The organism is Acetobacterium sp. UBA5834 (assembly GCF_002435675.1).
Taxonomy (GTDB): domain Bacteria; phylum Bacillota; class Clostridia; order Eubacteriales; family Eubacteriaceae; genus Acetobacterium; species Acetobacterium wieringae.
Window position 1 is genome coordinate 41,600 of record NZ_DJGY01000030.1, and the last position, 22,433, is coordinate 64,032.

At 43.1% G+C, this 22,433-nt stretch carries 16 protein-coding genes; 9 read left to right on the plus strand and 7 right to left on the minus strand.

Features of this window, described 5'->3' with window-relative positions; all coding sequences use genetic code 11:
* Positions 1-198 precede the first annotated feature (198 nt).
* Complete coding sequence (locus tag B3F51_RS06670) at positions 199-3,219, minus strand: methyl-accepting chemotaxis protein (RefSeq protein WP_286946190.1); 3,021 nt, start codon at positions 3,217-3,219, stop codon at positions 199-201.
* A gap of 487 nt (positions 3,220-3,706) precedes the next feature.
* Here B3F51_RS06670 and B3F51_RS06675 point away from each other — a divergent pair, with 487 nt between their 5' ends.
* Positions 3,707-4,375: a PspA/IM30 family protein gene (locus tag B3F51_RS06675; RefSeq protein WP_286946192.1), complete on the plus strand. Its 669-nt coding sequence runs from the start codon at positions 3,707-3,709 to the stop codon at positions 4,373-4,375.
* 4 nt (positions 4,376-4,379) lie between these two features.
* Complete coding sequence (locus B3F51_RS06680) at positions 4,380-5,168, plus strand: GIDE domain-containing protein (protein WP_148637697.1); 789 nt, start codon at positions 4,380-4,382, stop codon at positions 5,166-5,168.
* A gap of 92 nt (positions 5,169-5,260) precedes the next feature.
* Here B3F51_RS06680 and B3F51_RS06685 read toward each other — a convergent pair whose 3' ends face one another.
* Positions 5,261-5,740 (minus strand): YbaK/EbsC family protein, encoded by a 480-nt coding sequence (locus B3F51_RS06685; RefSeq protein ID WP_070371273.1) that lies wholly within the window; start codon positions 5,738-5,740, stop codon positions 5,261-5,263.
* 432 nt (positions 5,741-6,172) lie between these two features.
* Here B3F51_RS06685 and B3F51_RS06690 point away from each other — a divergent pair, with 432 nt between their 5' ends.
* The 3 genes from B3F51_RS06690 to B3F51_RS06700 all read left to right on the plus strand — a co-directional run bounded on the left by B3F51_RS06690 (position 6,173) and on the right by B3F51_RS06700 (position 13,247).
* Positions 6,173-8,167, plus strand: a complete 1,995-nt coding sequence (locus B3F51_RS06690) for a S8 family serine peptidase (RefSeq protein ID WP_286946195.1) — start codon at positions 6,173-6,175, stop codon at positions 8,165-8,167.
* A gap of 254 nt (positions 8,168-8,421) precedes the next feature.
* A complete protein-coding gene (locus B3F51_RS06695) occupies positions 8,422-10,965 on the plus strand; it encodes a bifunctional diguanylate cyclase/phosphodiesterase (RefSeq protein WP_286946197.1) in 2,544 nt (847 codons plus the stop codon).
* Between the two features lie 479 nt (positions 10,966-11,444).
* Positions 11,445-13,247: a DUF4153 domain-containing protein gene (locus B3F51_RS06700; protein ID WP_286946198.1), complete on the plus strand. Its 1,803-nt coding sequence runs from the start codon at positions 11,445-11,447 to the stop codon at positions 13,245-13,247.
* A 27-nt stretch (positions 13,248-13,274) separates the two neighbouring features.
* Here B3F51_RS06700 and B3F51_RS06705 read toward each other — a convergent pair whose 3' ends face one another.
* The 4 genes from B3F51_RS06705 to B3F51_RS06720 all read right to left on the minus strand — a co-directional run bounded on the left by B3F51_RS06705 (position 13,275) and on the right by B3F51_RS06720 (position 16,516).
* Positions 13,275-14,093 carry an EcsC family protein gene (locus B3F51_RS06705; RefSeq protein ID WP_243134794.1) on the minus strand — a complete coding sequence of 273 codons (819 nt, stop codon included), beginning with the start codon at positions 14,091-14,093 and terminating at the stop codon, positions 13,275-13,277.
* A 104-nt stretch (positions 14,094-14,197) separates the two neighbouring features.
* Positions 14,198-15,043, minus strand: a complete 846-nt coding sequence (locus B3F51_RS06710; RefSeq protein WP_148637701.1) for a MerR family transcriptional regulator — start codon at positions 15,041-15,043, stop codon at positions 14,198-14,200.
* Positions 15,044-15,056: 13 nt separating this feature from the next.
* Positions 15,057-15,797, minus strand: coding sequence for an ABC transporter permease (locus tag B3F51_RS06715; RefSeq protein ID WP_070371279.1), 741 nt, complete (start codon positions 15,795-15,797; stop codon positions 15,057-15,059).
* Positions 15,794-16,516 (minus strand): ABC transporter ATP-binding protein, encoded by a 723-nt coding sequence (locus B3F51_RS06720; protein WP_250935304.1) that lies wholly within the window; start codon positions 16,514-16,516, stop codon positions 15,794-15,796. The genes B3F51_RS06715 and B3F51_RS06720 overlap by 4 nt, the downstream gene beginning before the upstream one ends.
* A 190-nt stretch (positions 16,517-16,706) precedes the next feature.
* Here B3F51_RS06720 and B3F51_RS06725 point away from each other — a divergent pair, with 190 nt between their 5' ends.
* Complete coding sequence (locus B3F51_RS06725) at positions 16,707-16,910, plus strand: CsbD family protein (protein ID WP_070371281.1); 204 nt, start codon at positions 16,707-16,709, stop codon at positions 16,908-16,910.
* A gap of 64 nt (positions 16,911-16,974) precedes the next feature.
* Here the strand turns inward: B3F51_RS06725 and B3F51_RS06730 are convergent, their stop codons facing one another.
* Positions 16,975-18,405, minus strand: coding sequence for a GBS Bsp-like repeat-containing protein (locus B3F51_RS06730; protein ID WP_250935306.1), 1,431 nt, complete (start codon positions 18,403-18,405; stop codon positions 16,975-16,977).
* A 423-nt stretch (positions 18,406-18,828) separates the two neighbouring features.
* Here B3F51_RS06730 and B3F51_RS06735 point away from each other — a divergent pair, with 423 nt between their 5' ends.
* The 3 genes from B3F51_RS06735 (at position 18,829) to B3F51_RS06745 (ending at position 21,883) form a co-directional block, all read left to right on the plus strand.
* On the plus strand, positions 18,829-19,878 hold the full coding sequence (locus B3F51_RS06735) for an inorganic phosphate transporter (RefSeq protein WP_070371283.1): 1,050 nt from the start codon (positions 18,829-18,831) through the stop codon (positions 19,876-19,878).
* A gap of 30 nt (positions 19,879-19,908) precedes the next feature.
* Positions 19,909-20,541: a DUF47 domain-containing protein gene (locus tag B3F51_RS06740; RefSeq protein WP_148637704.1), complete on the plus strand. Its 633-nt coding sequence runs from the start codon at positions 19,909-19,911 to the stop codon at positions 20,539-20,541.
* Positions 20,542-21,406: 865 nt separating this feature from the next.
* Positions 21,407-21,883, plus strand: a complete 477-nt coding sequence (locus B3F51_RS06745) for a universal stress protein (protein WP_070371285.1) — start codon at positions 21,407-21,409, stop codon at positions 21,881-21,883.
* Positions 21,884-22,433: the final 550 nt, after the last annotated feature.

Genomic DNA, 22,433 nt, shown 5'->3' on the forward strand with positions numbered 1-22,433 from the left:
CATAAGCGCATAAAATAATGAATTAAATTAAAAAGGCCATGGGAGAATAAAAAAAGCGTTTAAAAAAGGCTTATCGCACAAAAACCTCAGATTGTCAAGATCGGACAACCTGAGGCCTGGCCAGAGTCAGTGCTAAATTAAAGTTGGATTGTGTTTTAGCATGAGCAAAAAGTTTTTGGGATAATCAGATAAGGGGTATCAGTATTTATCCATTTCCATATCATCCAGCAGGATTTGCACTGGTGGCTCGGGAACCGGGGGCTCTGATTTTAAAGGAGCAGCAGCTTTAAAGGTGGTTTGGGTGGCAGTTTTAAGTTTAAAGGCACCCACCATTTCTTTGAGCATTTCGGCTTGTCCAGTCAGCTCTTCACTGGCGGCGGCACTTTCTTCGGCAGTAGCTGAGTTGGTCTGAACCACCTGGGAAACCTGCTCAATACCCTGGGTAATCTGGGCGATTTCGGAAGCCTGTTCGTTGGAGGCCTGGGCAATATCGCCGACCAGACCGGTTACTTTTTCGATCTCATCTAGAATTTCCTTGAGACTGACGGCTGTGTCATCGGCAATTTTTGTTCCCATATTGACCTTTTCGATGGAGCCTTCGATCAGGCCGGTGGTTTCCTTGGCGGCTTCAGCGCTTCGGGCGGCCAGACTTCGGACTTCTTCAGCAACAACGGCAAAACCTTTACCGTGTTGACCGGCTCGGGCCGCTTCAACGGCGGCATTGAGCGCCAGAATATTAGTCTGGAAGGCGATGTCGTCGATCACCTTGATAATCTTGGAAATATCATTGGATGACAAATTGATATCACTCATGGCAGCAATCATTTTTGTCATTTGCGTGTTGCCGACTTCGGCATTGTTGCGTACCTCAATGGCCCGCTCGTTGGCTTCGTTAGCCCGAATGGCGTTTTTCTTGGTTTCTCCAGCGACTTCTTCGATGGATGCGGTCAATTCCTGGATTGAGCTTGCTTGTTCAGTGGTACCCTGGGCCAGCGCCTGACCACCGTCAGAAATCTGACGGGCGCCCACTTCAACCTGACCAGCTGCCACATCGATGTCGGTCATGGTGGTGCTGAGGTTGGTATTAATATCATTAAGCGACGTTTTAATCGCCTGGAAGTCGCCCAGATAATCGCTGGTGATTTCCTGGCTCAGGTTACCTCGGCCCATTTCTTCCAAGGTGCTGGTTATTTCGCCAACGTATTGGTTTAGGAAGTTGATGGTACGGTTTAATGCTTCTTTGATCTGAGCATGGTCACCCCGGTAGTCACCGCTCATTTGGGTATGGAGATTGCCCTGGGACAATTGGGTAAGCGTCGCCGAAGCTTCTTCAATGGGGGCAATCACTGCATCCAGAGTCTGATTAAATCCGGTAACGATTTTTCCAAAGTCGCCCGGGAAGCCGGAGACATCACCGCGATTGCTTAAATTACCTTCAATGGCAATGCTGGCCATTTTTTCAGTTTCATTGACCAGGTTAAGAATATTCTGAATCATGGCCACAAGGGCGGGAATCAGCGTATCGTTGTCACTACGTTTACCGATTTTTGATAATACTTCCAGATCACACATGTTCCCATTGGCGATATTGGTAGAGATTTCAACAATTCGGGTCAGTCGGGTGTGGACATCATTAATGGAATGGCCGATTTCAGCATAAATACCCAGATAATTCGTCGGCATGGTTTCAGAATAATCATTGAGACTCATTTTACCAAGAATCCGATTGCTTTCTTTAAGGGCTCCCAGGCCGTCAATACAGGCATTGATGCTATTTTTCAGGGTATTAAAATCGCCGTTATAGGTGGCGGTGATCTTTTCGGGGATCTGTCCCTTGCCGATGCGTTCCACATAATCAGCCGCCACATTAAGAGGTCCGACAACGGCGTCGAGGGTGTTATTGACACCTACAACAATATCTTTAAAACCGCCTTTGAAAGCTTCGGTATCGCCTCGGGTTGACAATTCTCCAGCCACACCGGCCTGAGATAGCATAGTCGATTCATTAATCAGACCCCGAATCGATTCGATGGTCTTTTTAAGCGCCGGTTTGATTTCATCCTGAGCATCGAGAACTTCGATGTCAGCTGAAACGTCGCCATCAGAGATCTGGTTCATCACCTCAATGACATCGGTCTGAAGATTATCGGCAAAATTATCCATGGCCAGTGCCATCTCACCAATTTCATCTTTGGATTCCATATTAAGGCGGGTACTCAAGTGACCGAGGCCCATTTCTTTAATCATGTGGTTGACTTTCTTAATTGGGTCGGTAATCCGTTTAGAAATTAAATAACAGAAGATCAGACTGACTGCCAAAACCATTATCGAAATCAGGACACTATTTAAAATAGCGCCTGGCAAGGCTGACAGGACTTCATCGGACTCGATGGTTTGGATAACAGTCCAATCCATACCATCAACTTTTGACGAGGCCATATAATATTCCTGATTATTCAGGGTATAGGTTGATGCAGTTGAATCCTGCTCCAGGGCCGCCCCAATGGCGGTGCTTAATTCTTTAAAATTGGCATCGGTTTCCGCCAAGGTAATGGGATTCATCTGGTTGACTACATTATCCCGATCGGGATGAGAGATGGCAGTACCGGTGGAATCGACAATGTAGGTATAACCGGTCTCGCCAAACTTCATCGAATCGGTTATATCGTTGAGAAACCAGGCGTTGGCTACCGCAACCAGGACGCCGGTGATGGCACCGTTTTCATAAATCGGTACCGAGTAGGCCATGATCAAAGCGCCATTGTCATCTGGATTGACGCTGATCACCGGGTTCATGGTACCCCGCTCACCGGCGGCGGAAGCATGAAAATAATCCCGTTTGGTAATATCAACAATTTGCCCCCGATCACCGTAACTGTCAGACAGGTAGAGGTTGCCATTGAGATCGGAAACACCAATCCGCAGGAAGCGATTGGAGCTACTGACATCATTTTTCAGGATCGCCATTTTTTCATTGATTGGGACGCTTTGGGAAAAAATTTTATCCCGGGAAGCAATCCCCTCAAGATAAATATAATTCTGTTCGTTTCGACTGCTGATGATATCCGCTGAATTTTGCGCCTGGGTCTCCAGCGATTTCTCAGCTTCGGTCACCACTGCGTTCGTTAAGGCGTTTATCGAAACAAAGGTAAAGATGGCACAGACAACCAGAATCAGTCCGGAGAAATAAACCATCAGTTTTGTTCGAATGCTTTTCATATACACCACTCCTTTTAGATTAATAATCATAGATAATTGCGATAGGCTTTAACGTTTTGTTTGATTTTTGTAGTATCACAATTAGCTCCAGTAATCACCATGAATCCGATGATTAATAAAACAGGAAATTAACTACTAGTGTAACCGTTTTTATCAGGTTGATCAATGGTGAATTCGGCCAGGCTCTGTAATTTTTAAACAACAACCGGATTAATAGTTAGTATACCCAGAAATGATGCGGACATTCGCAAATTAATAGTCGAATGAACAAGCCAAAGAGGATAGGCCGATCATGAATGAGCTTTCGCAAATTAAGTGGTATTTATTTGCGCTTAATACAAAAAAGCAATAGACTTATTTTCCCCGATTTGTTAAGATAAACATACCTAAAATGGTGGTGCAATTGGAGCCAGGCGAAGGCTGGAAGCAATTGAATTACCACGGCATTTAATGCCACAAACAAAAAAACAGATAGCAGGAGGAAAAAATGGCAATTTTTGAACGTCTAAGTGACTTGTTAAAGGCGAATGTAAATGACATGCTGGATAAGGCTGAAGATCCGGAAAAAATGGTAAAGCAGATTATCATTGATATGGAAGCACAGGTTAACAGTGCCACCCAGGCTTTGGGTGCAGCGATGGGCAGTGAAAAACAGGCTTTAAAACAATTGGAATCCGCTAAAGCAGCTTCAGTAGACTGGAGCGACAAAGCAAAAACAGCATTGAAGGCTGGCAATGAAGAACTGGCAAAAAAAGCGCTGGCTCAAAAAACCAGTGTCGATGCGGATCTGGTTCAATTTCAGGCAGCTTATGACTCGATGAGCATGCAAGTTGGTCAGTTAAAAGATCAGGTGCGTCAGTTAAAAGCTAAGCTCGAAGAAGCCCGGATGAAACAGAATATGCTGATCGCCCGTTCAAAAATGGCCGATGCGCAGAAAAGTGTCAGCACGTCTTTAAACAGCACCGATAGCACCAGTGCCTTCACCAAGCTCGATAAAATGGAACAGAAGGTTAATGCCAAAGAAGCAGAAGCCCAGGCATTTACTGAAATGGCAGGCGAAAACACCAGTCTGGAAGATGAATTCGAAGCCCTGGAAAAAAATGCTGCCGTCGATGACGAATTGGCCAAGCTAAAAGCTGAATTGGGAATCGAATAAAACCATGGCTTTTATAATTGGATTACTGATTATGATTGCAGGGATTTGCTATGCTGTTTTTGTTTTGAAAAAAAGCAAAACAAAAGCTCAGGAAATCCAGTTTCAACAGACGACCTGCATCAAAGATGTTTTGGACATTGTCGGGGACTTATCCAGTTTGGATGAGAATTACCGGCATTACAGTGAGGTCAAGGGGCATCTTCACAGTGTATCAGGTGATGTGGAGGCTCCATTTTCCCAGCGGCCAGTGGCGTATTATGAGAATGAAGTATTTTCTGTTCACGAAGAAACCAGAACCGAACGGGATGATAAGGGCAATACCCGAACCATTACCGATAAGGTAGAAACTTCTTTGTCCAGCGAAAAGAGTCCGGTGGAAGTTTATCTGTCAGACAGCAGCTCCGATGAAAAAGTTTATATCGATATGGCCAGTTTTGGCGCTGATGTGGATTTAATGCCCGGCTGCAACCGGATGGAATCGGCAGATTCCAACTGGGTCAGAGATAATTTTAATTTCAGCTTTTCAAATCCCCGGGGCTCCCGTTTTCTGGGTTATCGCTTTTTTGAAGAGATACTGCCAGAAAATCAGCCGATGTATATCCTGGGTGAAATTCATAAGCGGGGCAACCGGCTTTATGTGGGGCGATCGGTGACCACAAAAAAACCATCTCACGTAACTTATAAATCAGAAGAAGAATTATTGGATGACGTTAAAAATGAAAAATTTGTAGCGTTGGCAATTGCTGTTGGCAGTGTTATTGCCGGTATTGCCGTGATGTTTTTATTCTCTTAGATTAATACAAAGCGGTACAGCAGATTATAAAACATAGGCCCCCGATGATGGACATCATCGGGGGCCTTTTTAAACGCTGAGCTTAAACGTGGCTAAGCCTGAAGCTGCCAGTTTTTACAAACATCTGACCAGGCTACACTATTTGAATATTTCTCCAACTCATCAATGGTCAATTCAATGGCACTGTTACTACTGCCACAGGCGGGAAAGACGGTTTCGAATCGCTTTAGGGAATGATCGAGATAAACGTCCACATCATCATTGACGGCGAAGGGGCAAACACCGCCGATACCGTGACCGATGTAGCGATCAACTTCGTCCGGAGTAAGCATTTTTGCTTTGGTTTTAAAATGAGCTTTGAATTTAGCATTATCGATTTTCGCATCGCCTGCGGTCACGACCAGCACACATTTCTCCTCCAATTTAAAGGATAAGGTTTTGGCGATCCGCTCTGGAGCGCATCCTAACGCTTGAGCGGCCAGTTCCACGGTTGCCGAAGACGTCTCAAATTCCTGAATTCGAGCGTCCAAATTCCACTGACTAAAATAGTCTCGTACTTTTTCTATTGCCATTTTCTTTGCTCCTTTTCTCGCTGAGGTTTTGGTCATAGTCAATTTATTTTAACATATTTTAAAGAACAAATGGCAGGTTGAGCAATGAATAAATCGGAAAAACACAACAAAAAAAGCAGTGATCCCGAATGGATGCGCTGCTTTTTTTATATTAGGAATGAAAAGAAAAAGGGGAGATGTTTATCTCTTGAATAAATAATAACGCTTAAACCTTTAGCAAAACTTGGAATTCAGAAATTATTAAGAAATATCAAACATGCATAATGGCTATAAATAACTAACGATTGATAAAAGGCTCTGTTACGGTTATAATTCCAGTAACAATAAAATTCCTGAAAAGGGTTTTCCGGCAAACATTAAAAAATTGTCAGGAACGCTTATAATCGTGTTAGTCAGGTAAAAAATATGGAGAAAGCAATTGAGGTAACGTTGATGAAATTTAAAAAGGCGCTGGTCTTGCTGCTGGTTATGGTTTTAGTCGGTGGCTCCTGTCCCCTGGGGGTTCTTGCTGAAGGTCAGACCATGGTTATTCAAAGTTTGGATGAGGTCGCAAATCTTGATGCCAGTTCAGACATCACAGATCAAATTATTGTTATTTATAAAAACCAGTCCACCATTGGCAGTCTTGGCCTGACCACTCAGGATATTAAGGGTGGTGAGTCTTTAAATGCTCAGGTGGATCTTATCGAAGTGGCCGACTCGGCGGATGTCGATGCTCTGGTCGCCCAATTATCAGAAAACCCCAATGTGCTGGTAGCCGAAAAAAATTCGTATCTCCAAACTTCAGCACTACCGAATGATCCCGATTTGTCGAAGGCCTGGCAGTTCGAACGGGTTGGTGCCGATGAAACCTGGAACAAGGTCGATAATTCAGAAACCGTGGTGGTGGCGGTTATTGATACTGGTTTAAATACTCAGCATCCGGATCTTGCTGATAATGTGGTAACGGGTTATGATTATGTCGAAGGAACCACTGAGATGGTGGATTTATCGGGGCATGGCACCCTGGTTTCGGGTTGTGTGGCGGCAGTGGCAAATAATGGTATCGGCATGGCCGGAATCACCGGAACAGCCAATATCAAAGTAGCGCCCTATCGGGTCGGCGGCTTGTCGGATGGCGACAAGAATCTGGATGTCGGCTATATTTGCGCCGCCTTGTATGAAGCGGCGGCCCGAACGGATGTAAAAGTAATTAATATGAGCTTCGGCGGCTATATGGTTTCAGCAGCTTTGCGGACAGCCGTGGAAAATGCCGCCAACGCCGGAAAGGTGCTGGTTGCAGCGGCCGGAAATGAAGGCAGTAACGCCAATTACAGCGGCGAGCTGGCAGTACCGGCATCCTACAATAATGTTATTTCGGTGGGAGCTACCGATAATACCAACAACATTGCCTACTTTTCTCAACACAACAGTTTGGTTGATCTATGTGCCCCAGGTCAGAAGATTTATTCGACCACCCATGATGGTGCATATGAGGAATCCTCCGGAACATCTTTTGCCAGCCCCATCACCGCCGGTGCCTGTGCGGTTTTAATGGCCGCTGATCACACCATGACAAGTCAACATGTGGAAACCCTGCTGAAGGAAACGGCCTTGGATTTTGGGGCCAAAGGCCGAGATGATTACTATGGTTATGGGATGATTCAGTTGGATGCTGCCCTGGCGCAGGTAACTCCGAGCAATCCATTGACGATTGATGCGTTTACGGTTGATAAACCAACCGGACAAACACTGGGAACGCAGCTGACGTTAACTGCGACTGCCAGCGGTGGTGAAGGGAATTATCAATATGGATTTTATTATGAATTAAATGGTCAAACCACTACCATCCAGGATTATAGTAGCACTGCCACGGCGGTCTTTACGCCAACTGCTGCGGGAATCTACACCTTGTCGGTCCAGGTGCTGGACGAAAAGGGTAATACCGTTAAAAAATCCATTGTCAATTATGTAATCAAAGAAAAGGCCGCACCAACCATTGAATACCGCACCCATGTCCAAAATGTCGGTTGGCAGAGCGTAGTAGCTGACGGTGCCGTCAGCGGAACCGAAGGGAAGTCACTGCGGCTGGAAGCCATCGAGATCAATACCATTACAAAAAACGATGATCTGGGGGTAAAGTATAAAACCCATGTCCAGAACATTGGCTGGCAGAATTTTGTGGCTGATGGCGCTTTAAGCGGAACCGAAGGGCAATCGTTGCGGTTGGAAGCCATTGCCATCGAATTAAGCGGTAATGATGCTGATCTTTTTGATGTATACTACCAGGTACATGCCCAGAATGTTGGATGGATGGGGTGGGCCTGTAATGGCCAACCTGCCGGAACCGCCGGTTTTGGCTATCGACTGGAGGGCATTCGGATTGAGATTGTTCCTAAAGGCAGTGCGGCACCCGGTTCAACGGTTAACCCCTATATTGAAAAGTGACGAATAAAATTTTTGAGCCCGCTTAGGCTGGGCTCAGAAAGAAGACAAACCCGATTACAGGGAAGAAAAGCTGTAATCGGGTTTTATTATTGCTACAAAAGGTGTATTACTGATCGCAAAACGAAATAACTCTAAAAATTTATCGTGTTTCAGATGCGTTGTCAGGTAAGTTTGCATTTATTGAAGATTAGAATGGGTATAAAAACTAATACGAGAATTCTATTATCAGTGGTGGATAATAACGGAGGGCATAAATGAAACAGGGACACTATTCGCAGCGGGGTTGGCTGGTCTGTAAAAGAGCGTTAGCAATGATGATTCTTCTCGTTTTTTTTTCGGGGGTGATTCTTTCAGGTGTTTACGCCACAGGTGGTGATGATGTGACTTCCAGGGAGAACATTTTGATTATCCATTCATACAATCAGGGATTTTCCTGGACTGATGCGCTTCATCAAGGCATTACCGAGAACCTTTCAGATACCAATTACACTATCTACACGGAGTATCTGGATGCCTATCGGGATACTCCCCTGGATCAAAACACCATTGAAAAAATTAAACATTACGCAACCAAAGACATCGCTGCCATTGTAGTTACCGATAATACGGCCTTTGAATTGATCTTATCATTAAAGGATGAATATTTTCCTGACGTTCCAGTTTTATTTGCCGGAGTAAACGGGGGGCTGCCGCTTGAGCTACCCTTTAATGACATTAAGGGTATCCTTCAGAATGTCGACTATGAAGCGTTTTTTGTATGGTTGGGTACTGCCATGCCGCAAATAAAGGATCTATTGATTTGTGGAGCAGATACCGCAACGACCCGGGGCACCTATGAACAAATGGTGGCGGCTTACGATAATCTGGCGGATGATCAGCGTAGCTTCAACTTACATCTCATAAAAATAGAGGATTATGACCAGCAATTGGAAGAAATAGCCGGTTATGACAAAGCATCCACAGCCCTATATACGGCAGGTTCATTCGGGGTGTTGAATCACGATCAGTACACCAATATGTTGTCGGCAAATTCGAACTTGCCAACTTTTTGCGGTGTCTCAACATCAATCACCAACCAGGTGATTGGTGGATTTGTGGTATCTCCCTATGAGCACGGGCGTATTATTGGTGAAGATATCCTGGCATTATCGGCAGGTCGTTCCATTGAATCTATACCGATTATTGAAGAACCGGTGCAACAGAAAATTTTTAATTATTATGGCATGAAGGCGTTTAATCTCCCCGAGGAGCGTCTGCCACCCAATAATATCATTATTAATAAACCGCAGAGCAATTACGTTTTGACCTTGAATCAGGTGATTCTGATCAGCTTTATCATGATCCTGATGGCTGTCATTATTTCTGCACTGCTGATCATCATGACTATTCGAAAAAAGTCCCACCTGGCTTTGGCAAACGCCAATGGAGAATTATATCGCCGAAAAATGGAACTGGAGCAAAAAAGTGAGAAGCTGCAGATCAGTCAGGACGAGTTGACCCGGAATGTCAGTTTATTGATGAATGCCAATCAAAAAATTTCATATCTGCTGGATTACAACCAGTTAACCGGTGTTCTCAATGAAATCCGGTTTAATACGCTGCTGGAAACAAATTTTTTAAAAGATCAGGACATTACCATTATCAATTTAACCATTACCAATCTCAATGAGTTGACATATAGTCACGGCAAGGAAATTTACGCCGCTATTCTCAGAAGCATTGCTGAATTTCTAGAAGGCATTACCAAAGAGCGGGATCTGATCGGTTTGTCCAGTAATAATGACTTTTTAATTGCTACGGAAGGTATTCACAAAGAAGAATCACAGTTAATTTGCCAGATGATCAATTTCTTTGATAAGCCCCTGGTGTTAGACCTGTTTACGGTCATTATAAAATACAAAATCGGCATCGCCTACTACCCGTTACAGACCGAGTCCTACTCAGAACTGCTACAAATGAGCCGACTGGCAATTACCCCGGTGATCAATAATGTTCTGATTAATGTTTCGCACTACGATCAATCAATTATGGATAAAATCCTTCATGAAAATGCCATTAAAAATGAAATTGAAACGGCACTGGAAGCCAGAGAATTTGTGCTTTATTATCAACCCAAATATGCCAATGATGGTACGACGATGTTGGGACTGGAGGCATTGATCCGTTGGCAGCAAAAGGATGGCTCACTTAAATCGCCGGGCTATTTCATTGATATTGCCGAACAGTCTGGTCAAATAATCAACATCGGTTTTTATGTAATCGAGCGGGTATGTCAGTCGATTGTCGAGTATAATCTGGTCAACAGAGAAATGCCGGTGGCCATCAATTTTTCCGGTCAGCATTTTGCCAGCCGGGATATTTTGTATAAGTTGCTGGACGCGGTCAACCGTTATCATATTCCTCCACACTTACTGGAGATTGAGATAACCGAGACTGCATTAATTACGAACAAAGAGTATGGTGCTGCCATTTTGTCCGAACTACGGGAACTGGGATTCCTGGTCACCCTGGATGATTTCGGCACCGGGTATGCATCCATTGATTACATCAAAAATCTGCCGATTGACCGGTTAAAGATCGACCAAAGTTATGCCAAGCGATTGGAAGATATAAAAAGTCGGAAGCTACTAAAAACAATGATCCAAATGGCTCATGAATTGTCCTTTGAGGTCACCGTGGAAGGGGTGGAAACCCGGGAACAGTTTGAAATTATCAAGACCTTTGAACCCAAAGAATTTCAGGGGTATTATTTCAAGCGCCCGGTGCCTTTGACGGAATTATTTAAAACAAACGAATAAACAAGCTGAGAAGTTCAATTGGAAGCAAACAATTGGACTTTTTTTAAGCAAAAAAATCAATCAGAATAAATGTTAAAAAGGCATTTATGAAAAGGTACCAGATTTATTTAGTATATCTGTCCGGGAAGGGTATATAAAAAATATCATTGTCGTCGATCGTGCGAATGGTCTTTTGGATTTGTCGGGTAAGTTTATGGGTAAGTGCGAAATGAAAAAGCATCGAACAATGGTTGCTTTGAGTGCAGTTTCCACAACAATAAGAAATCGCGATGCGAATTTCTTATTGTTCGCGGGCAGTCGCCAACTACAAACCAGCTTGTGATTGGCTCATTGCCTTCACGAAAACAATTTTGTAACGTGTAGGCGAACAGTTCAGAGAACTGTCCGCCGTACAGTGTAAAAATTGTTTCGTCGAAACTGGGCGCAAAACTCACGGCAGTATCGCAATTATCTAGGGTGAGTTTAGATTAGGAGCAGAGATGAAACTGATTGATAAAATCAACGAAAAATTAGGTGGTCTGGTTGCGGCATTATCCCGCTATCCGGTGACGGTTATTTTTTTGGTGGCAGCGGCGGTGGTTAACACCATGGCGATTGAGCAGGATGCCGATTATACCCGGTATTTACTGACCTGTTTAGTTGGTGCCTTTCTGGGGTTTACCCTCCAGGCGGTATGGGAGCGGTTTTTTGATAAAACAAGTTACCGGCTGGCCGCAATGGGTTTAGGTCTGCTATTGACCCTGGGTTATTTTCTGATCGTCAGACAGGATACCAGTACCAGTATGGAAACCTGGATTCGCACATCGGTTGCACTTTTTGCCTTGTTGATGGCATATATCTGGGTTCCGGCAATTAAAAGCGAGATCAGCTTTAACCAAAGCTTTATGGCGACCTTTAAAGCCTTCTTTAATGCCTTGCTTTTTTCAGGAGTGCTGTTTGCAGGGATTACCCTGATTATCACCGCCATCGATTTACTGTTGTTTCGGGTTTCGGAAAATGCCTATCTGCATACCTTAAACATCGTTGGAATACTGTTTGCTCCTATTTATTTTCTGTCGTTGATCCCCATCTATCCAGGGGTTTCGGACAAAAACCGGTCACCGGAGCAATTGGAGTATAACCGGGAAAAGCTGGCACGATCCTGTCAGTGTCCGAGATTTTTGGAGGTGCTGATTTCTTATATCATAATCCCGCTTTTGACGGTTTACACGGTGATACTGGTTATTTATATTGCCAGAAATATTACCGGAGACTTCTGGACTGATAATCGCCTGGAACCGATGCTGGTGGGTTTCGCCATTGCAGTCATATTGATTTATATTTTAGCTAGTAATCTGGAAAATATAATTGCAAAATGGTACCGCAAAATTTTTCCTAAAATCCTGGTTCCCATCGTTATCTTTCAGATTGTCGCCTCGGCGTTGCGGATTCAGGATACCGGAATCACTCATGGTCGGTACTATGTGATTATTTTTGGTGTCTTTGCAGCTATTTCCGGGATTCTGATGTGTTTTATGCCAGTTCGTAAAAATGGGATCATCGCTGCGCTATTGATCGGCTTCTCAGTATTTTCGATTATTCCGCCGGTGGATGCTTTTACGATTAGTCGTTCCAATCAAGTTGGTCGATTGACCGAAACGCTGGTTGACAATAGCATGATCCAAGACGATACCGTTTTCCCGAACGCTTCAATATCGGAAGCAGATAAAAAAATTATTTCTGACTCAGTCAACTATCTGGCGATGATGGAATACACCAGCGAAATTTCTTTTCTTGGCAAGGATTTTGATCTTTATCAGGATTTTTATGATACTTTCGGTTTTTATCGTTATGAGGAAGGCCCACATCGATACGAATCAATTTATCTCAATCTGAATCCACAGTCGCCGATTGATATTTCTGGGTATCAGACCTTTGTAGTGGCAAATTTCTACATGCAGGATGATAAAATGGATCCAACGATATGTAGTTTTGAGTCAAATGGAAAAAGCTATACGTTGGTTCGTGAAAAAACAGGTAGGATTGGGGAGTTGGTGCTGACAGAGACAGATGGTCAAGAACTGATGCGGATCAATATGCAAGAAGTGTTCGATCATTTTGATACATCCCAGGGTGGCAGTTACCAGGTTAGTAAAGATTATATGAATGCCGACGAAGCTATGTTTACAGTGGAAAATGATAAGGCGAAAATTTCGATGATAGCGATTTTTTTAGCCATCGAAAAATCAGATGTTGAGACAACATATAATGCTGACTTTTATGTGCTGGTTCAGATAAAATAACGAATGGTAAAAAATTTTATTAAATAGTCAGTATTGCGTTTGGGGTGTCGTCTTTATTTTGCCAAGTAAATACCGTTTTTTATACTTGATCCGGGCGTATTTGCCGATTTTATTGATTATCAGGGGATTGACCACCCCACCGATGACGCCGACAATGGGCAATCCTTGAATAAATTTGGCGGTCAGCAGGGTATTGGATAAAAGATCCGAGGTCTCCTTCATCACCGCATCCAGATCAATGCTTATGTGGGCGTGGGTATCGATATCCTGACCTAAGCCCTCGACTTTCTGATCGTAGGCTTTGCGCAGATCTTCTTTGGTCATGGCGGCGCAGATCAGATAAAGCAGGTAGGCTTTTTCTTCTTCCGTGGTGTATTGAAAACCATAGGACAGGGCGATTTCATTGATGGTTTTAACGATGACGCCAAGAAACAGGGGAATATCAGGTAGACCAATCCCCAACAAACCCAGAACACCGCCTTCAATGGCAGCAATGGATTCATTGATGGTTTTGGAGTGCTTTGACGATTTATCCAACTTAGTCAGATGTTTTCGATTCATATATTTTTCAATCGCATAATTATTTAAATCATATTCGATTTCAATTTTTTCTTTATTGACTATTTTTTCGATTAATGAACTGCCTTTTTCAAAGACCAGATGAAAGCCCATGTAAAAGGCCGCGTCCAGGGTTGACTGCAGCTTGGCTGGTATTTTATCCTGAATTTTATTGACCATCGGGGAAAAGTTTGATTTCATAAACGGACTGTCAGTCTGATTCAAAAACTTCTGTTCGTGTTTTTCCAGCATGGTCAGTTGTTTTGATAGGATCAGGTCTTTTTTCATTTTTGAAACTCCAATCAGTTGATTTAATAAACGCTATCTTATCCTATCATTCTATCAATTTTCTTTAATCAGAACTTAAACAAGCACTTAATATAATAAAAAGGTTAGCTGATTTTTCTGACCGGAAACTGGATTTCGGTTAGCCAGTCTTCGGCGGAATCCTTGTTCCAGAGTCCATCAATATAGGACTCCCGGGGATTGTCAATAATCTCATAGCCATTATTCTCAACCCATTTCAGCACCGCATTGTAGGCTTTGGGGAAGCCTTCATAGGGACCTTTGTGAAGGACGCAGGCAGCATGCTCGACCCGGTCGATGACTTTGAAGGTCAACATTTCCGAATCAATCTTCTTTTCTGTAACGGCTTCGCAGATTTCCACATCCACATCGGTTTCCCGGTATTCGCCATCATGATAGATATTAAAACAGTATTCCGGAACCGCACAGACACAGCCCAGCCGTTCCATTTCGGCCCCCATCGGCGGCACCACATCAAACAGGGCATCGTAGCTGGAGATCACCGTCCGCATCGAGGCCACAATCACCTCGGGTAAGTCTTTTAAGATGATGTGGTAGTCGCAAGTGTCCGCATCTTTTTTTGCCAGATAGGATTCCACCTGGGCCAGGCGCAGGGTATCGGCGGCGATTTTTTTGATGAGCTCCAGCCGCTTTTTTTGAAGCAGTTCTTTTTCCGGGATCCCGCCCTGGACTTGTTTGATTTCGTCCAGGGTAAAGCCCATATCCCGCAGGGCCAGAATCTGGTGGAGCAGGGGGAGTTGGGATGAGGTATAATAGCGGTAGCCTGTCGTTTCTTCGATAAACGCTGGCGGCAGTAGGCCGATTTCGTCATAGTGGCGCAGTGCTTTGATGGTGACCCGGTTGATTTTAGAAAACAGTCCGATCTTATAATAGACGGTTTCAACGCGTTGACATTGATAGGTTTCGTTCATTTGTTTTCCTTTCTTATTCCCAACGGAAGAATCGGATGGATAAAATAATGCCCATGACCAGCGATCCAACTAACACCATCAGGGGAAGAAACAGGTTGGTTTCCAGTCCCAGACTGGTTGATTTCAGCAGGGCAATACCCTGAGTCAGAGGCAGAAAACTGGCCACGTTCTGGAGCGGTTGGGGAAAAATCTCAAAGGGAATGGTAGCTCCGGATAAAAACAGCATCGGGAAGTAGACAATACTGCAGACTACATTGGCGGTTTTAACGGTGCGACACAGGCTGGCAATCAGCAGCCCAAGACTGTACATCGACACCATCACCAGCAGGTAAGACCCGAAAAATGCGAGCTTTCCGCCAATGATTTCATATCCGAAGAAGGTTCGGGCGACGGCGTAAATCAGCAGTGCCGAAACAAGTGATAGCAGCATGTTGATAACGGCATGAACCCATAATAACATAGTTGGACTCACCGGTGTCACAAAAAAATGTTTGAGAATTTTCTTGTCCCGATAATCGGCGATGGTCAAGGGTATGCCCATAAAAGCCGTGGCACAGATTCCTACGGTGATCAGAGCCCCGAACGAGCTTTGAATCAGGGTGTATCCGGCATCAGTGGGAGCGGGGTTTTGTCCGACAATCAGACCGATGAGGATCATGATGCCAACCGGCATACAGACTCCGAAAAAGATGCTGTCAATACAGCGCAGCGACAGTTTGCCTTCGACTTTTAGCAAGGTAAAAAATTTTTTCATATGGCGATTTCCTCCTTCATGAACCAGAGATAGGCTTCTTCCAGCCGTTTATAGGGGCTTTTTCGAATCAGCTCGGGTACGGTGTCAGTTACCAGAGCTTCGCCCCGGTTAATGATGCAGACCCGGTCACAGAGCACCTCCACCTCGTCCATGTAATGAGAGGTGAGAAACAACGTCAGTCCTTTTTCTTTAAGCGCCGTTAAAACCTGCCAGACCTCCCGCCGGGCCTCGGTGTCGAGCCCGGTTGTGAGCTCATCCAGAAAGAGTACCTCAGGTTGGGGGATCAGGGCCAGTAGTATCGACAGTTTTTGTTTTTCGCCGCCGGAGAGTTTGGCCACCGGTTGCTTGAGGTAGTGATCCAGCTTAAACTGCGCCAATAAGTCATGGTAATCAGCAGGTGACTGGTAAAGGGCGGCGATTTCTTCACAGACTTCACCCACCCGGATATTGCCCTGATAGCTGGAGGACTGCAGCTGCACCCCGACCCGCTCAAAAAGTTGCTTGCGTTCTTTTGTCGGGTCCATCCCCAGAACCTGAACCGAGCCGTTTTCAAATAACTTCAGTCCCAGGATACAGTCGATGGTGGTCGACTTTCCGGCGCCGTTGGGCCCTAAAAGACCAAACACCTCACCTTTTTTGACAGTGAGGTTTAAATTTTTTACCACAACCCGATTGCCATAGGATTTGTTTAAATTTTTCACTTCAATACAGTTTTTCATTGCTTCCTCCAATCATTTCTTGCTACAAGTTGAAGTATAAATGCTCCTCCACGGGGAGAGTCAAGGGTGATTTTTAAGTTCTTTTCAGTAGTAAGATTTAAAACGACTGGGCCAGTTTAGCTGTTTAGATTGCTTTTATTCGGGTAAATAAGCAAATAAAATAATAACACTTTATCTTGGGAGGATAAAAATGAATAAAGACACGTTTGAAGAAAAATGGGAACAGATCAAAGAGGATGTACAGGAAAAATGGGAGAAACTGACAACTGAAGATCTGGAAGCGGTAAAAGGCAATGCTAAAGTGTTGGTTGATAAACTTCAGGAAAAATATGGCATGACCAGGGAAGCTGCCGAAAAAGCCATTGAGGATTTAAAAGAAAAATTCAAAAAATAAACGTCGCATAAGGTTTAGGATAAAAAGATAAAAGCACCTCGGCATTGAGGTGCTTTTAAGTTAATTAGCGATTACTTTGAAATGCCCGGATAGTTGATCCGGGGGCTGGGGAGCCAGCTGGAACAACCATCACTTCGATTGCTTCCAGACGATAGCCATAGCCTTCGGTACCGGAGCTACCACCATTTTTGGCCCAGTCCAACCAACCGATATTTTCAGCATGAACCCGGTAATAAACATCGTAGCGGGAAGCATCAGAACCAGTTAAACGGACTTCAATGGCTTCCAGGCGTAGGCCCTGATTAGAGGTACCACTGATTTCACCATCATGTTTCCAATCCTGCCAGCCGATATTTTGGATGTGGGTGCGATACTCAATGCCCAGATCATAGCCTTTGTTATCTACTTGAATTTCAATGGCTTCCAGGCGTTTGGATTCTCCGGAAGTACCACTGGTTTGCCCATTCATTTTCCAGCGTTGCCAGCCATAATCCTGGACATGGGTTTGGTAGGAACAGGTAATACTTTTTTGTGCAGAAACACTTAAGGCTGTGGCAGAAGTGTTTCCCGCACCATCATAAGCATAAATGTGTACGGAATAGGTTCCCAGCTCGTTATTGTGCTGGTTGTATGAAACCCGATAAGATGCGGTGTTGCCGCTAATGCTGGCCCGGTGCCAGACCAGGTCATCCTGTCCGTTGGCATCAGTCCAGGTGGGGAAAAGGACTGATGCAATACCAGAATCCGCATCAGAAACCTGACAGGTTATAGTGAAGCCTTCATCGTTGAGATCGGTTATCTGGGCATTGGCAATTGTCGGGGGGGTGGTATCACGGTCCGGTTCAGGTTCAAAGTCACCAAGATAAATATATCCCTGGAAGCCGCCAACAGAAACTGCATTTTCTGTACCAGCAGTAAAAGTGGTAGTATAAAAGTAAGAACCACTCCAAGACGACTCTGAAACAGTCACCTTATTTCCTTCAATTTTTTCGACAACCGCAACATGACCGCAGGAACTGCCGTCCCAGCAAAGAATGGCGCCGACTTTAGGGGTGGAGCCATAAGGGTAGGCACCGCTTCTGAGGTTGTAATCCCAAAACTCATTGGCGTTACCATTGCTTAAATTCGGTTTGCTGCCCAAAATTTCGTAGGCCCGGCCCCAGGCGTATGCGGTACAGTTTGGCATCCCATAGCCAGCCAGATAAAATATATTTTTGGAAAAGTAATAATCATTATCTGAAGCAGGTGCACTAAGTCGAGGTGAGAATACCGACGAACTATTTATGCCATCATTCAGGTAGGCTTCATCCGGCCAACCGGGATCGGCAGCCACATCACCGGGGAGCATTTCCCGGGTTTCAACAAATGGTTGGGCATCGATGGTCGTAACCACTGTTCCGCTATTATTGCTTTCTTCTGCCAACACAGCAACCGGGTAAATACCCAGAACTATCATTAGAACAAAACAAATAAAGACGCCACGATAAAACTTCATTTCCAGTATCCTCCCATATCTCTGTATTAATATAAATTTCGCATCGATAATGTATGTTTTAGAAATAATCGGCTTAATTTACAATAATTCCAATTAATTCGGTTACAATTCGTTACTTAAATTTTACACCCTAATTATAAATTTTGCAATGATTTACTATAAATTACAATAAAAAAAACTCAAAAAATGCAAGAATCATAAAACTGTCACATAAAGTTCGATTGTATTTCACGATCAGACATTAAAATATGGACAAAAAACGTCTTTAAAGGAGTGTCAGATTAAAAATTTGTTAAATTTATGTTAAAAGCGTTCTATTTTGGGAACTTATGGTGTAGAATGAGTACGGCAAAAAAACAGTCGAGTATGACATTCAAAAAAGACTTTTGAATGTGTAGAGAGAAACGGGGTATTCTTAAAAATATGACAATCACTTTATCGGATTTTATCAGCAGCATTGCCGGCAATCCAGCTTTGCTCATCATTGTAGTTTTAACCCTTGGGGTAATTTTGGTAAATGGTTGGACTGATGCGCCAAATGCTATCGCCACCTGCGTGTCCACCCGATCATTGGAGCCTAGAAAAGCAATTGTGATGGCGGCTGTCTTCAATTTCCTGGGGGTTTTTGTTATGACTGCCATCAATGCGACAGTGGCTCAAACGGTAGCCAACATGGTAAATTTCAGTGGTTCAGACGATGCGCTCATCGCTTTGTGTGCAGCCCTCTTTGCCATTGTGCTCTGGGCGACAGCCGCCTGGTATTTCGGGATTCCAACCAGTGAAAGCCATGCATTGATTGCTGGCATATCTGGGGCCGCCATTGCACTGCAAGGGGGAATTAGCGGGATTAACGGAGAGGCCTGGATTAAGGTCGTTTATGGGCTTGGGACATCGACACTATTAGGGTTTGGGCTAGGTTTTCTGGTCGTAAAAATAGTGATGCTGATCTGTAAACAGATGTCTCGACAGCAGACGAATGTATTTTTTAAGAATGGTCAGATTGGCGCCGGAGCGGCCATGGCTTTTATGCACGGTGCTCAGGACGGACAAAAGTTCATGGGAATTTTTATGCTGGGGATATTTCTGGCACAGGGGAATGCTGACGCCACGAATTTTGTGATTCCAGTATGGATGATGATTCTATGTTCGTTGGTTATGGCCCTGGGAACCTCCATTGGAGGAATGAAAATTATCAAAACGGTTGGCATGGACATGGTTAAGTTGGAATCTTTCCAAGGCTTCAGTGCAGATCTTGCAGCGGCAATCTGTTTATTGATTTCATCTGTTTTCGGATTGCCTGTCAGTACCACTCATACCAAAACAACAGCAATCATGGGTGTTGGTGCCGCTAAACGGTTTTCCTCGGTGAATTGGTCAACAGTTGGAGAGATGCTTTTAGCCTGGGTATTGACCTTCCCGGGGTGTGGCCTGGTCGGATTTATTATGGCCTGGGTTTTTATGCAAATATTCTAAAATAACACTATCTTAAAAAAGGGAGACATTATGTCAAAAAAAGTTAAAACAAAAGGGTATAACTATTACAAGGAATTTATTGCTGTTTCTAATTTGATTGTGAAAGCATCCGAAATGCTCAATGAAACGCTTCAGGACTATGATCTCAAAAGTTTGGAGAAGAAGCTGGTCAAACTTCACGAAGTGGAACGAACTGCAGATAACCTCAAGTATGAGATGATGGAATTTATGTACAGCGATTTTTTGCCCCCCATTGAGCGGGAAGATATTATCAATCTGGCCTGTGCGCTGGATACCATTATTGATTTAATTGAAGACATCCTCAAATATTTAGATATGTTCCAGATTGGAAAGATCACCCCGGAAATGTTTAAGTTTATGGATCTGATTGTCAGAAGTGCGACGTGTCTGCATGAAGCAATCAAAGAACTGAAATCTTTTAAGAAACCAAAAGCCTTAAATGAGGCAATTATTGCCATCAATCGATTGGAAAACGAGGGCGACGACCTCTATGTTCACTCGGTCAGACAGTTATTTATAGATAAACGGGATCATATCGAAACCATTGCTCTCATTCGTATTTATGATTATTTTGAAGAAAGCTGTGACTCTTTCGAGGATGCGGCCGATATTATTTCCAGCATTATTCTAAAAAACTCCTAAATCAGGGAAAGTATAAGCGCTTGTTTTAAGTAGCTATTTTATATACACCACCGTTTTGTTTTTGCAAAGCGGAGGGTGTATTTTTTAACCTGTGATGCCTATTTACAGGCTTGATGTGAACGTACGCAAAAACTATACAAACATTTACACTTTATCTATTTACATATTATAATAACGTGATATAATATTTTTAAATCAAAGATCATCAATCATTTTCTAATTTTAGTGATTTCGATCATTGAAAAGTAAATAATCGCACAGCTCACCAATAAAATAAAAATTACCAGACTAAAGTAACCTATTAGCAAATGGTCAATTGATTCGTTTTAATGGCAGTGGGAAAAATTTGAATGAGAAAACAGATTGCTCCGAAATGAAGAGTGGTAATAACCTTAACAACTCTTAATAGAAATAGTCAAAGATCATTGGGGATCATGAAATACCATTCGGTGAAGATGATGACGAAAAGATTTCTAAACGATTGTATTGGTTATTAATCCAATCTAAAGAGTAAGATGATTCCAAAAAGTTGGCGATATTTACAAAGATAAGTGATGAAGAAGATTTTTGATAAAATCAATAGGAGGAGTCCAAACGGATGACAACAGAGATTTTAGGCTAGGCCGGTTTTACAGATAAAAATGTAAAATCGGTCTTAGTCTTTTTTGGCTTAATACAAAGTAATGATGCTGATTATTGTAAAAAAGTTTTAAGGCCGGATCGTGGCCGGATTTAGGCGATAGGTGTTTATCGTTTTAATGACAATGCTGTTTTTTAAAAGCGAAACGGGGTATATTTAGTAACATCAGAGCACAAAATAATCGTAATTTATTGCCATGATAAAAAAAAAACGGAGGATATGATCATGAAATTACTGGTACCCATTGATGGTTCCAGGGCATCCATGAACGCCCTGAAAAAAGCCATGGAGATTGCCCGAAAATATGATTTTGCGATGAAGCTGGTGACAGTTGTGGAAGAAAACCATGTAACCAGTTATGGCAGAAACCAGAACTTCTGGCATCAGGTGGATGGTTCCATCATTTCAGCCGGTGGCGTCGAAATGGAGATTATGTCACAACTGGAAGAACGGGCCGCAGAGATGCTGGACACTATTGTGGCAGAATTTGATTTTTCCGGTATTGATCTGGAAAAATTAGTAGTGACCGGAGAACCTTCCATTGAAATTCTGGAAATCGCCAGGGAGGAAGCCTTCGATCTGATTGTCATGGGTAACCGGGGGATGTCAAAAATTAAGCGCTTTTTTACCGGTTCAGTTACCCAGCGGGTGATTTCAGAAGCACCTTGTCCGGTATTATCGATTCATGAGGATCTTAAATAATGCTTAAAAAGGTGACAAACGGTTTCTGTACCTTAGCAGAGAGAATGGCTTTAAATCGGCTTTACAAATCATTTGTAATATTTATACAAACGTTTACAAAAAATCTATTTACTTATTTCAAAAAGGTGCTATAATACAATTAATCAAAGATCAACTGATCATTTAAAAGTAAATAAGATCCAAGTTGTCAATAATTATAAATGAGATAATCAGCATCAACTTAAAAATTGAGACTGATTAAATCAAATAAATTAACGGCAAAGGAAAAATTTGTTTTAAATAATTTTTAAAACAAATTGTGCTTAAATTAAAACAAGAAGGTAACCTCACAACGAATTAAATGAACGATGAATGAAAAATATCCTTGAAAAAAGAAAAGTTCTCACGGTTTCTGAAAGCCATATCCGATATTAAATTGGAAACGAGAAAATGTTCTGAAGTCAAAAATATCAAGTAAAAAATTTAGTAAATAATAATCGGGTGAGTATCAAACAAATCGAATTTTAAAAGCGAGAGCATCCTAAAAATTGGAGAAATTTACTTAAAAAGT